The organism is Profundibacter sp. (genome assembly GCF_965277155.1).
Classification (GTDB): domain Bacteria; phylum Pseudomonadota; class Alphaproteobacteria; order Rhodobacterales; family Rhodobacteraceae; genus Profundibacter.
In genome coordinates, this window is sequence record NZ_CBDIBV010000011.1 from 411,737 (window position 1) to 423,453 (window position 11,717).

Genomic DNA, 11,717 nt, shown 5'->3' on the forward strand with positions numbered 1-11,717 from the left:
GGGGGCAAACAAGTTTTTGAAAACCCGAGGCGTCGCGCCAGTGCGGTGCGGGGAACATCAACAGGCCCTAGCTTCTGGGGTCGTCAATCAGCGGTGTTGGTTTGGCCAGTCCTTTCAGGTCATCCGGCTTGGTGACCTCAATGCTTTGACCTTCGATCAACACACCGTAAGGCCGCAATGCTTTGATCGCACGGGACAGGTTTTCAGGCGTCATCCCCAGCACCGAAGCAAGACGGCGCTTTTCAATGGGCAGCTCGAAGCTGTTCCCGCCGCCCATCTTTTTCTGTAGCTTCAGCAGGTAATTTGCCAGCCGCTCAATCGAAGTGCGCAGCTTTAGCCCCTTCACCCCTTTGATTACCCCGCGATAGCAATAGGCAAGTTCCTGCACGATGGCACGGGCAAAGTCATGGTCCTTAAAAAATACCTGCCGCACATCCTCGGCCGGAATCATGATAATCCGTGACCGTTCCAGCGTTCGGGCCGACATCAAATTAGGCGCGTCGCGAATGGCGGCGGCCAATATAAATGTCGCCCCTTCGCGTAAGATTGTCATCGCGGTTTCACGTTCGTTCCAGTTGGCAAACAGTTCGACCGAGCCGTCAATAACAATGTGTAAAAAGTCGCAAGGATCGCCTTCGACGATCAATTCCATATTGGGCGGAAAGTTCTGAACATAAGCTCCGCGCACCAGCTCGGCAAAGCTCTCGGGTAGTGTCGCGAGTTTGGTGGAAATTCGAGGACGGCGTAATCTCCGGGTGCATCGAAGCCACCCAACCGGCGGCTGGAACCGCCAAGGAGATCACGCCATGACAAAGAATACAGCAACATCGACATCCGCGCTACTGGCCAATGAAGCAGGCTATGACCCGATTGAAGACCGGCTGCGCCAGAACATCCGCGCGACGATCGAGGCGGTTTTCGAAGAGGAGCTGGAGCAGTTTCTGGGCCGTTGCCGGTATGGCCGCAGCGGCGGGGCAAAGGCCGGATACCGCCACGGGCATCGCGAGCGGCAACTGGTCGGAACATTTGGAACCGAAACGGTGCGCGTGCCGCGTGCGCGGATCACAGGCGAGGCCGGCAAGGCCAGAGAATGGCGCTCGAAGGCATTGCCCCGCTACCAGCGGCTGACGAAGAAGGCCGAGGCGCTGATCGCTGCTGTCTACCTTTCGGGCACCAACACACGGCGGGTAAAACGCGCCCTGTTCGGCCTGTTTCAGGGGGCGGTCAGCAAGGATGTGGTGAGCCGCGCCTGGCGCAAGGTGAAGGTGGACTGGCAGGCGTGGTGCGCCCGCAGCCTTGCGGATGAAGACATCGTGCGGCTGATCCTGGACGGCACCGTGATCAAAACGCGGATTGACAGGAAGGCCACCAATATCTCGGTTCTGGCCGCGATTGGCGTGCGCCGGGATGGGCAGAAGGTCTTGTTATCACTGATGAACATGGGCGGCGAAAGCACCTCCGCCTGGCGTCAGTTCATCAACGATCTGGATGCGCGCGGGTTGAAACGGCCCGAATTTGTCATCGTGGACGGGGCACCGGGACTTGAGGTCGCTCTCATTGCCCTCTGGGGTGAAGATCTGCCGATCCAGAGGTGCACGGTGCACAAGCACCGCAACCTTCTGGCCAAGGCACCCAAGCGTATGCATGATGAGTTGACAGAAGATTACCGCGACATGATCTACGCCAAAACACCCGAGGAAATCGCCACCCGCCGCAAGGCATTTCTGCGAAAATGGCGGCTGAAATGCAAGGCCGTCGCTGACAGCTTGGAAGAAGCAGGAGATAAGCTTTTCACCTTCACGCGTCTGCCACAAGGCCAGTGGAAATCGGCCAGAACGACAAATGCGATCGAACGCCTGAACGAGGAATTCCGCCGCCGCATCAAGACCCAGACCGTGCTGCCATGCGCCGAGACCGTGCCGATGCTGCTTTGGGCTCTGATGGCCTCGGGGCAGATCGTCATGCGAAAGGTCGATGGCTGGGAAACGCTCGCTCAGCCCGTCGCCGACGCAACCCTTGACCAAGCCGCCTGACCGGCGCATAACTCAACCCGCTCGGAGGTGCCTGAAATCAATTTCCACCACTTTCGAGACACAACCGATTTGGCCTGTTTGCAATTCTGGCGCTATTCAGTCTGCGTTCCGAACAGATTGAAAAGATCGAGATCGCCTATTTCTTTGGCGCGATTGCCATTGCGGTGATCTGTTCGGTGCTGGGCACCGGATTGGTCTTTGTCCTGGTTATCGTCACCTTTGTGCTGGCCAGTGCCTGGGTTCTGGACCATCCGAAGATCCTGCAATCAGCCAGCAGCGCGAAAATAACACTGGACAGGATTGACCCGCACGCCCTGTCGAACCCCGAAAAAATGCGCGTCGAACTGTCCGAGCGATTGGGCGTCGAGGTGATGAATTTCCAGATTGTCGAATTGAACTACGTCAATGATCTGGCCCGTATCAATGTATTTTACCGTGGATAGGAGCAAGACCATGAACATGTATGACCCCGACCTGAACCTTGGCCGGCTGGTTCACAGCTTTGAACCCGTCACCCTTGGTCAATTGAACGCCAAGGCCGGAATGCTGTCCCGGATCGATAATAAATACGTTGTGCGGCGCGATGCCCTGCACCGTGCCATTCCCGATCTGAGCCGGTATTTCGATGTGCTGGATATCGACCACAAACGCGCCTTTACCTATGACACGCGATATTTCGACGATGCACAGCGCAGTGCCTATTACGAGCACCATCAGGGCCTGCGCAAAGGGTTCAAGGTGCGCATTAGGCGTTATGCCGATGCAGGCCTTTGTTTTCTGGAGGTCAAAGTAAAAGGCAAACGCGGCATGACCGTGAAACACCGCAAAGAACAGGATGCGCACAGCATCGAAACGCTTTCGGATGACGCATACCATTTCGCCCGCTCAACCTATACCGGGCATTATGGCAAACCGTTTGAATATGACCTGAAGCGCGTGCTGGATATCCGCTACAGACGGATCACCCTTGTGGCCAAAGATGGCGGCGAACGGATGACAATCGATACCGATCTGCAATTCCGGACGGCTGGAAAATTCTTTAGCGTCGGCACGGATGTTTTCATTGTTGAAACCAAGTCCCGGCTGGGACGGGGATATGCCGACAAATGTCTAAGGCAGGTTAACGCACGCCCGACCAAACGGTGCTCGAAATACTGTGTCGGAATGGCCGTAATGGGCGAAGTCAGCCGCTACAACCGCTTCCTGCCGACAATGAAAAAACTGGGGCTGATGGGCGACAGTGGCGTATTCGCCGATCATATCATTCAAATTGCGGCCTAAGGTCGGACTTTGGTCTCAAAGCCGATCAGACAATTGCCGCACAATAGCGCGCCCAAGGTCGGTGCCTGAAATCCCCGCCAAACGATAAATTAAAGTTACCACAAACAAACACAGGAGAAGCAAAATGAAACCGACATTATATCTTGGGGTAACCGCTCTGGCCTTTGGTCTTGTTTCGGCCCCCGCACAAATGCAGGCTGCCCTTTCCTTTCCTGACCTACCAGCAGGGATCATTACCGCAGCGGATGTTCTGGACAATTCCTTTGACGTTGCAAGGCGGGGACGCGGCGCGGATGACGGCCCGAACCACGTACGCCGCAGTCGCGGGGTAGATGACGGCCCGAACCACATACGCCGCAGTCGCGGCGCGGATGATGGCCCTAATCATGACCGTCGCGGTCGCGGGACGGACGATGGCCCTAACCATGACAGCGGAGATGATCATGGCGGCCGGGGCGGTGACCATGGCGGCGGTGGTGACGACAACGGCGGTGGTCATGGTGGCGGCGGTCACGGAGGCGGGCGCGGAGGTCACAACAGTTAGGATCATGACCGCAGAGGGTATTGCCCCCATTACCTGTTCTGATCATCAGTTTGTCCCCGACTGATCGGACATCGTGAACGAGCAAACGCCCATAGTTGGCCCATTGACCCGGGCCGAACCCGGCTGATCCAAACCGGGGTTGCCCGCCAAATGGCGGGCAATCCTGCTTTGTCGTTAATATGCCCGACCATCGTCTGATGTTTTGCCGGACAAGGCGTCGTAAGAATAGCACGGGGGAACGCGCATAACGAACCGGAGATCCAAGTGAAATCACGGATTACAATGACCAGACTGGGCATCGGGATTGCCGTGTTGTTCCTGTTCATGTCAATACCGATTGCCATGATCAGGCACCCGAACGGGCTGTATTCCATTGGGCCTGCAACACTATTGGCCAAAAGCGGCCCCGGAAGCGATGGCGATGGCGGCGGAGATGGCGGTCATAGCGGACATGGTGGAGGTCATGACGATGATGGTGATGGTGATGACAACGAAGGCAATAATAATGACGATAACAAAAACACAAACGAAGGAAACGGCCCTCGCACTGGCATCACCAAGATTGAACTGTCGCAAACCGGCGTCGAGGTTCGCTATGCTGATGGCTCAAGCGAGGAAATAAAAAAAGGGCGCTACATCCGTAGGTCAGCGACAGGCAAAACAGTGGTTTCACGCCGCGCAACTGGGGCCGATTTTGCACGATTGCGGGCGCGCGCGAACGGCATAAGCATTGATAGCATTCGGCGGCCCAGAAATTCGAGTGAAACTGGTGTAAATGGCGCAACTGTATCGGGCAAAAATATTCGGCTGACGTATACCAATGGCTGGAGCGAAGAGATTTCTTCCGGTCAATACACTCTGCGGGACCAATACAACCGAACCGTCGGGTAGTGTCGCGAGTTTGGTGGAAATTCGAGGACGGCGTAATCTCCGGGTGCATCGAAGCCACCCAACCGGCGGCTGGAACCGCCAAGGAGATCACGCCATGACAAAGAATACAGCAACATCGACATCCGCGCTACTGGCCAATGAAGCAGGCTATGACCCGATTGAAGACCGGCTGCGCCAGAACATCCGCGCGACGATCGAGGCGGTTTTCGAAGAGGAGGAGCTATGCCCAAAAGTTGGTGACGCAGTAATCAGGCGGCATGTTTTTCCTGCTTGATCCCGTCCTTAAATTCAACCCCTTCGATGATTTCCGGCAATCGGAATGCGCCGTCGAGTTTACGCCATTTCTTCTTTGCCGACATCATCAGGCGGAAGGTCATTGCCAAGGCGGTCTTGCGCCCGAGGCAGCCTTTGGTCTTCTTCGTTCGGTGCCGCACGGTGGCAAATATGCTTTCGATGGGGTTGGATGTGCGGATGTGTTTCCAGTGCTCGGCAGGGAAGTCGTAGAAGGTCAGCAGCACGTCCCGGTCCTTGGTCAGCTTCCCCACGGCACGCTCGTATTTCACGCCATAGGCTTCGATGAAGAAATTGAACGCGGCCTCGGCGTCCCGTTTGTTCTCGGCCATCCAGATGTCCTGTAGATGGCCCTTGGCTTTGGCTTGCAGCGACTTCGGCATGGCATTCAGGACGTTGCCGGTTTTATGCACCCAGCAGCGCTGCTCCCGGGTCTCACCGAACACCTCCCGCAAGGCGTTCCAGAAGCCGAGCGCGCCATCACCAACGGCCAGATCAGGGGCTTTTCTGAGGCCACGACGTTGCAAGTCCAGCAGCAGTTCACGCCAGCTCTGGCTGCTTTCTCGATACCCGTCCACGAGGCCCAGAACATCCTTGTTACCCCACTCGTCCGCGCCGATGATCACCAGCATGCATTGCTTGTCAGCATCCGTGCGCGGCTTGAAATAAACCCCGTCGGCCCAGAAATACACATAGCGTTTGGCCGACAGGTCACGCCGGTTCCAACGCTCGTATTCTGCCCACCACTCCGCCTTCAGGCGCGAAATCGTGCTCGATGTCAAACCACCCGCATCAGGCCCCAGAAGGGCCGCCAGTGCTTCGCCGAAATCACCCGTGGAAATACCTTTGAGATAGAGCCAGGGCAACAACTCCTCGACCGACTTTGCCCGGCGCAGATACGGCGGCAGAAGCGTCGAGGTGAACCTGATCTTCTCCGCCCCCGTGCCACGATCACGCACCCGAGGCACATTCACCGGGACAGGGCCGATCCCCGTCATCACCTCGCGCTCCGGCAGGTATCCGTGGCGAACAAGGCGCTGGCGACCGGCCGAATCCCTCAAATGCGCGTGTTGCGCCATCAGATCACAAACCTCGGCCTCGACCGCCTGTGCCAACAGATCCCGCGCGCCTTTGCGCAAGATATCCGTCAGCGGATCAGGTGAAATTCCGGCTGGATCGGTAAACTCCAAAATAGTATCGTCTTCCATGTGGCATATCCTTTTCTCTCTGAGAATCGCGGCGCGTCAACACCGCCATGATATGCCACCCAATCACCCCATCACCAACTTTCGGGCATTACTCTTCTAGTGCGGCGATGTGGGTTTCGACGATTGCTTCGACCACAGATTCCTTTGATTCAAAGTAATAATAGAACACACCCTGAGAGACGCCGAGTTCGGTAGTGTCGCGAGTTTGGTGGAAATTCGAGGACGGCGTAATCTCCGGGTGCATCGAAGCCACCCAACCGGCGGCTGGAACCGCCAAGGAGATCACGCCATGACAAAGAATACAGCAACATCGACATCCGCGCTACTGGCCAATGAAGCAGGCTATGACCCGATTGAAGACCGGCTGCGCCAGAACATCCGCGCGACGATCGAGGCGGTTTTCGAAGAGGAGCTGGAGCAGTTTCTGGGCCGTTGCCGGTATGGCCGCAGCGGCGGGGCAAAGGCCGGATACCGCCACGGGCATCGCGAGCGGCAACTGGTCGGAACATTTGGAACCGAAACGGTGCGCGTGCCGCGTGCGCGGATCACAGGCGAGGCCGGCAAGGCCAGAGAATGGCGCTCGAAGGCATTGCCCCGCTACCAGCGGCTGACGAAGAAGGCCGAGGCGCTGATCGCTGCTGTCTACCTTTCGGGCACCAACACACGGCGGGTAAAACGCGCCCTGTTCGGCCTGTTTCAGGGGGCGGTCAGCAAGGATGTGGTGAGCCGCGCCTGGCGCAAGGTGAAGGTGGACTGGCAGGCGTGGTGCGCCCGCAGCCTTGCGGATGAAGACATCGTGCGGCTGATCCTGGACGGCACCGTGATCAAAACGCGGATTGACAGGAAGGCCACCAATATCTCGGTTCTGGCCGCGATTGGCGTGCGCCGGGATGGGCAGAAGGTCTTGTTATCACTGATGAACATGGGCGGCGAAAGCACCTCCGCCTGGCGTCAGTTCATCAACGATCTGGATGCGCGCGGGTTGAAACGGCCCGAATTTGTCATCGTGGACGGGGCACCGGGACTTGAGGTCGCTCTCATTGCCCTCTGGGGTGAAGATCTGCCGATCCAGAGGTGCACGGTGCACAAGCACCGCAACCTTCTGGCCAAGGCACCCAAGCGTATGCATGATGAGTTGACAGAAGATTACCGCGACATGATCTACGCCAAAACACCCGAGGAAATCGCCACCCGCCGCAAGGCATTTCTGCGAAAATGGCGGCTGAAATGCAAGGCCGTCGCTGACAGCTTGGAAGAAGCAGGAGATAAGCTTTTCACCTTCACGCGTCTGCCACAAGGCCAGTGGAAATCGGCCAGAACGACAAATGCGATCGAACGCCTGAACGAGGAATTCCGCCGCCGCATCAAGACCCAGACCGTGCTGCCATGCGCCGAGACCGTGCCGATGCTGCTTTGGGCTCTGATGGCCTCGGGGCAGATCGTCATGCGAAAGGTCGATGGCTGGGAAACGCTCGCTCAGCCCGTCGCCGACGCAACCCTTGACCAAGCCGCCTGACCGGCGCATAACTCAACCCGCTCGGAGGTGCCTGAAATCAATTTCCACCACTTTCGAGACACAACCCCAGCGTTATTGATATTTCACTAGGCTCCGGTGGCGCCGTCTGGAGTCCGCGCGAAAAGATCGCCGCAATGGATCATGTGGTGGAACGCACCATCCCGTTGCTGCAGCAGGCCACAACCAAACGTAACGCGGTTGTTGTCGGGCTGGGGGGTGGAACCGGCGGCGATATTATCATGCGGGTGATGCACCATTTGCCAATGACCAGCCGCAAGATGCTGATTTCCCCGATGCCGTTTGATCCGCGGGCCGAGGTGGCGGACAGTTCGATCATTCTGCTACCCACGCTGGTCGATATTTGCGGGCTGAATACCATATTGCGGCAGGTGCTGGACAACGCCGCCGCGATGATCGCTGGCCTGTGCGATACCGACCAGGGAATAGCAACCAAAACGTCTTCGATTGCCATTACGGCCCTTAGCGCGTTGTCCGGTGCCACACAAAACATAGCATGCGGCCTGCGGGCGCTGGGCCATGAGACCACCGTATTTCATGCTAACGGCTTTGGCGGGGCGGCATATGCCCGATGCACCGCAGATGGCGGTTTCAAGGCCGTTGTCGATGTCACCACGCACGAGCTGACCCGCATGTTGTTTATCGGCAGTCACACGGCCATGCCCACCAGATTTACCGCCGCTGGCGATATGGGCCTGCCGCAGATCATCCTGCCCGGCGGGGTAAATTTTCTGGGGTTTGAACGGCTGGAATCCGTGCCGCCGCAATATCTGGAACGCCCGCATTACCAGCACTCGCCACTGTTCACCCATGTCAAGCTGACTGGCGATGAAATGGCCCATCTGGCCGTGGTTCTGGCAACCGATCTGAACCATGCCACCGGCAACATCGAACTGATCGTGCCGATGGGCGGCTTTTCCAGTGAAGATGCCCCCGGCGGCGCAATCGAAGACCCCGCATTGCGGCAAATATTCTGGCAAAAGGTTTCCGAAACCCTGAAACCGCACGTCCGCCTGACACAGCTGGACAGCCATATTTCCGATCCCGAAACCGCGCAGGTGGCGATTGACGCCTTGTGTGACATGCTCTGACGAAGGACACATGATGAAACCCGACGTAAACGATATCGAATGCAAAAAAGACGCCCTGATCGCCGCCGCCCGCCGCTGTTTTGATGTGGGCATCCAGACCAACGCGGGGGGCAACCTGTCGGTGCGTCTATCCTCGGCCGATGCGATTATTATCAAACCGTCCGGCGTGGGTTTTGCCGAATGCACCCGTGACAACCTGCAACTGGTGTATCTGGACGGCACAGTCGAGCAATCGGCGTATAAGCCTTCAAAAGATCTGGAGTTTCATCTGGACCTTTACCGCATCCGCCCCGACATCAACGCTATAGTGCATTGCCACAGCCCCTGGGCCACCGGATACGCCAGCGCCGGTTTGGAAATCCCCTGCCTGACCGTGCAGACGATGGAGAAAATCGGCCGCCTGCCGCTGATCCCGCTATCATCGAACGGCGGCTCGCAAACCGCCGCCGATATCAGCCCGTTTTTTCAGGATGTGACCGTGCGCGCCGCCATTCTGGCCAACCACGGCACCATCGGCGTTGGTCCCACCTTGACAGCCGCGCAGTATCTGGCCGAGATCATCGAGGAAACCGCCCATGTCGCCTATGTCCGCGACACGCTGATGGCGGCACATGGCAAAACCGAAGCAGACCTGCCGAAATATGCTACGCAAAAAGATGCGGCAGCGGATCTGGCGGGGGAATAAAATTCCCGCTTTAAACCGATAACAGCGCTGCAAGTCGCGGGGCAATTATGCCGAACTCGTCTTGACCACAAACTTTGTCGAACCCTCACTACCAAATCGGGTGGAGCAGGTCCGGCAAAGTGTGTGGGGGGACTAGAAATAGTGCTTGCTTCCACGCAACAAATATAGCCGTTTTACCCAGTAGAAGATTGCCAGGCCTGTATGAAATCAATTCCGCGCAAATCATTTTCTTTAACCATATCAACAAACCGCTGACTTACGTACGTGATATACGGAAAATTTGGAAGATGGAAAACATCAATACCTTCTAATTTCTCTTTAATGAATACGGGTTGTTTGATGACCATTATTCGACCAGAGCTCGGGAATCTGATAATATTCGACTGACTTTCATCAAGTGCATCTATGGATTGTGAATTGAAAACAAAAAGCTCTTCGCCGTTTTCTTCTTTTAGTGGTAGTATTTCCCCGTTGGTATTCCATATCTCACTCAATGCCACAACTGCACGCTTACGCATAATTAGAGGTGTTGCTCCGATTGTATGAAAATCACCCCGTTTCAGTTTTCGCCCAAGATTCGAGCGCTCCAATAACACTAATACAGGCCTCCGGTTGTGTCTCGAAAGTGGTGGAAATTGATTTCAGGCACCTCCGAGCGGGTTGAGTTATGCGCCGGTCAGGCGGCTTGGTCAAGGGTTGCGTCGGCGACGGGCTGAGCGAGCGTTTCCCAGCCATCGACCTTTCGCATGACGATCTGCCCCGAGGCCATCAGAGCCCAAAGCAGCATCGGCACGGTCTCGGCGCATGGCAGCACGGTCTGGGTCTTGATGCGGCGGCGGAATTCCTCGTTCAGGCGTTCGATCGCATTTGTCGTTCTGGCCGATTTCCACTGGCCTTGTGGCAGACGCGTGAAGGTGAAAAGCTTATCTCCTGCTTCTTCCAAGCTGTCAGCGACGGCCTTGCATTTCAGCCGCCATTTTCGCAGAAATGCCTTGCGGCGGGTGGCGATTTCCTCGGGTGTTTTGGCGTAGATCATGTCGCGGTAATCTTCTGTCAACTCATCATGCATACGCTTGGGTGCCTTGGCCAGAAGGTTGCGGTGCTTGTGCACCGTGCACCTCTGGATCGGCAGATCTTCACCCCAGAGGGCAATGAGAGCGACCTCAAGTCCCGGTGCCCCGTCCACGATGACAAATTCGGGCCGTTTCAACCCGCGCGCATCCAGATCGTTGATGAACTGACGCCAGGCGGAGGTGCTTTCGCCGCCCATGTTCATCAGTGATAACAAGACCTTCTGCCCATCCCGGCGCACGCCAATCGCGGCCAGAACCGAGATATTGGTGGCCTTCCTGTCAATCCGCGTTTTGATCACGGTGCCGTCCAGGATCAGCCGCACGATGTCTTCATCCGCAAGGCTGCGGGCGCACCACGCCTGCCAGTCCACCTTCACCTTGCGCCAGGCGCGGCTCACCACATCCTTGCTGACCGCCCCCTGAAACAGGCCGAACAGGGCGCGTTTTACCCGCCGTGTGTTGGTGCCCGAAAGGTAGACAGCAGCGATCAGCGCCTCGGCCTTCTTCGTCAGCCGCTGGTAGCGGGGCAATGCCTTCGAGCGCCATTCTCTGGCCTTGCCGGCCTCGCCTGTGATCCGCGCACGCGGCACGCGCACCGTTTCGGTTCCAAATGTTCCGACCAGTTGCCGCTCGCGATGCCCGTGGCGGTATCCGGCCTTTGCCCCGCCGCTGCGGCCATACCGGCAACGGCCCAGAAACTGCTCCAGCTCCTCTTCGAAAACCGCCTCGATCGTCGCGCGGATGTTCTGGCGCAGCCGGTCTTCAATCGGGTCATAGCCTGCTTCATTGGCCAGTAGCGCGGATGTCGATGTTGCTGTATTCTTTGTCATGGCGTGATCTCCTTGGCGGTTCCAGCCGCCGGTTGGGTGGCTTCGATGCACCCGGAGATTACGCCGTCCTCGAATTTCCACCAAACTCGCGACACTACCCAGAAGGTTTTTGGGGGCATTAGGTTTTGTTCCTTATTGTGAGGGCAGATCGTAATTTGCAATCAGAACCTCGCCGCGTTCACCGCGTGCTTCATTCTTCAATCCGATTGTGTAGGTGGTTTTGATCTGCGCGATATTGAACTGCCCAAAGGTTTCA

13 protein-coding genes and 1 pseudogene are annotated in these 11,717 nt (G+C 57.1%); 9 read left to right on the forward strand and 5 right to left on the reverse strand.

The window, feature by feature from the left end:
* Window positions 1–67 precede the first annotated feature (67 nt).
* Window positions 68–733, reverse strand: a complete 666-nt coding sequence (locus ACQY4M_RS14630) for a cyclic nucleotide-binding domain-containing protein (RefSeq protein WP_428545649.1) — start codon at window positions 731–733, stop codon at window positions 68–70.
* A gap of 73 nt (window positions 734–806) precedes the next feature.
* Here ACQY4M_RS14630 and ACQY4M_RS14635 point away from each other — a divergent pair, with 73 nt between their 5' ends.
* The 6 genes and pseudogenes from ACQY4M_RS14635 to ACQY4M_RS14660 all read left to right on the forward strand — a co-directional run.
* The gene (locus ACQY4M_RS14635) at window positions 807–2,033 is read left to right on the forward strand and encodes an IS256 family transposase (RefSeq protein WP_428539582.1); all 1,227 of its coding nucleotides are present in this window, start codon (window positions 807–809) and stop codon (window positions 2,031–2,033) included.
* 74 nt (window positions 2,034–2,107) lie between these two features.
* Window positions 2,108–2,476 carry a DUF4956 domain-containing protein gene (locus ACQY4M_RS14640; protein ID WP_428545652.1) on the forward strand — a complete coding sequence of 123 codons (369 nt, stop codon included), beginning with the start codon at window positions 2,108–2,110 and terminating at the stop codon, window positions 2,474–2,476.
* Window positions 2,477–2,486: 10 nt separating this feature from the next.
* Complete coding sequence (locus ACQY4M_RS14645) at window positions 2,487–3,314, forward strand: polyphosphate polymerase domain-containing protein (protein ID WP_428545556.1); 828 nt, start codon at window positions 2,487–2,489, stop codon at window positions 3,312–3,314.
* Between the two features lie 332 nt (window positions 3,315–3,646).
* Window positions 3,647–3,922, forward strand: a complete 276-nt coding sequence (locus tag ACQY4M_RS14650; RefSeq protein WP_428545559.1) for a hypothetical protein — start codon at window positions 3,647–3,649, stop codon at window positions 3,920–3,922.
* Window positions 3,923–4,140: 218 nt separating this feature from the next.
* A complete protein-coding gene (locus tag ACQY4M_RS14655; RefSeq protein ID WP_428545562.1) occupies window positions 4,141–4,749 on the forward strand; it encodes a hypothetical protein in 609 nt (202 codons plus the stop codon).
* 94 nt (window positions 4,750–4,843) lie between these two features.
* Window positions 4,844–4,966 (forward strand): annotated as a pseudogene (locus ACQY4M_RS14660) (IS256 family transposase); the annotation flags it as partial.
* A gap of 31 nt (window positions 4,967–4,997) precedes the next feature.
* On the opposite strand, the gene ACQY4M_RS14665 reads toward ACQY4M_RS14660, so the two are convergent.
* Entirely contained in the window at window positions 4,998–6,248 is a 1,251-nt protein-coding gene (locus tag ACQY4M_RS14665) for an IS256 family transposase (RefSeq protein WP_428539230.1), read from the reverse strand.
* Between the two features lie 88 nt (window positions 6,249–6,336).
* Window positions 6,337–6,492 (reverse strand): TetR/AcrR family transcriptional regulator, encoded by a 156-nt coding sequence (locus ACQY4M_RS14670; RefSeq protein ID WP_428545565.1) that lies wholly within the window; start codon window positions 6,490–6,492, stop codon window positions 6,337–6,339.
* 45 nt (window positions 6,493–6,537) lie between these two features.
* On the opposite strand from ACQY4M_RS14670, the gene ACQY4M_RS14675 reads away from it, so the two are divergent.
* The 3 genes from ACQY4M_RS14675 to ACQY4M_RS14685 all read left to right on the forward strand — a co-directional run bounded on the left by ACQY4M_RS14675 (window position 6,538) and on the right by ACQY4M_RS14685 (window position 9,558).
* A complete protein-coding gene (locus ACQY4M_RS14675; protein WP_428539582.1) occupies window positions 6,538–7,764 on the forward strand; it encodes an IS256 family transposase in 1,227 nt (408 codons plus the stop codon).
* Between the two features lie 80 nt (window positions 7,765–7,844).
* Window positions 7,845–8,873, forward strand: a complete 1,029-nt coding sequence (locus ACQY4M_RS14680; protein ID WP_428545655.1) for a Tm-1-like ATP-binding domain-containing protein — start codon at window positions 7,845–7,847, stop codon at window positions 8,871–8,873.
* 10 nt (window positions 8,874–8,883) lie between these two features.
* Window positions 8,884–9,558 (forward strand): class II aldolase/adducin family protein, encoded by a 675-nt coding sequence (locus ACQY4M_RS14685; protein WP_428545568.1) that lies wholly within the window; start codon window positions 8,884–8,886, stop codon window positions 9,556–9,558.
* Window positions 9,559–9,731: 173 nt separating this feature from the next.
* Here ACQY4M_RS14685 and ACQY4M_RS14690 read toward each other — a convergent pair whose 3' ends face one another.
* Together ACQY4M_RS14690 and ACQY4M_RS14695 are read right to left on the reverse strand one after the other, a co-directional pair.
* Window positions 9,732–10,154 (reverse strand): imm11 family protein, encoded by a 423-nt coding sequence (locus ACQY4M_RS14690; protein ID WP_428545571.1) that lies wholly within the window; start codon window positions 10,152–10,154, stop codon window positions 9,732–9,734.
* An 80-nt stretch (window positions 10,155–10,234) separates the two neighbouring features.
* Window positions 10,235–11,461 (reverse strand): IS256 family transposase, encoded by a 1,227-nt coding sequence (locus ACQY4M_RS14695; RefSeq protein ID WP_428539582.1) that lies wholly within the window; start codon window positions 11,459–11,461, stop codon window positions 10,235–10,237.
* Window positions 11,462–11,717: the final 256 nt, after the last annotated feature.

Coding starts and splice junctions, on each gene's coding strand:
- ACQY4M_RS14645 (WP_428545556.1), top strand. CDS start 2,487: ATGAACATGTATGACCCCGACCTGAACCTTGGCCGGCTGGTTCACAGC.
- ACQY4M_RS14675 (WP_428539582.1), top strand. CDS start 6,538: ATGACAAAGAATACAGCAACATCGACATCCGCGCTACTGGCCAATGAA.
- ACQY4M_RS14655 (WP_428545562.1), top strand. CDS start 4,141: ATGACCAGACTGGGCATCGGGATTGCCGTGTTGTTCCTGTTCATGTCA.
- ACQY4M_RS14650 (WP_428545559.1), top strand. CDS start 3,647: ATGACGGCCCGAACCACATACGCCGCAGTCGCGGCGCGGATGATGGCC.
- ACQY4M_RS14665 (WP_428539230.1), bottom strand. CDS start 6,248: ATGGAAGACGATACTATTTTGGAGTTTACCGATCCAGCCGGAATTTCA.
- ACQY4M_RS14670 (WP_428545565.1), bottom strand. CDS start 6,492: ATGCACCCGGAGATTACGCCGTCCTCGAATTTCCACCAAACTCGCGAC.
- ACQY4M_RS14695 (WP_428539582.1), bottom strand. CDS start 11,461: ATGACAAAGAATACAGCAACATCGACATCCGCGCTACTGGCCAATGAA.
- ACQY4M_RS14685 (WP_428545568.1), top strand. CDS start 8,884: ATGATGAAACCCGACGTAAACGATATCGAATGCAAAAAAGACGCCCTG.
- ACQY4M_RS14635 (WP_428539582.1), top strand. CDS start 807: ATGACAAAGAATACAGCAACATCGACATCCGCGCTACTGGCCAATGAA.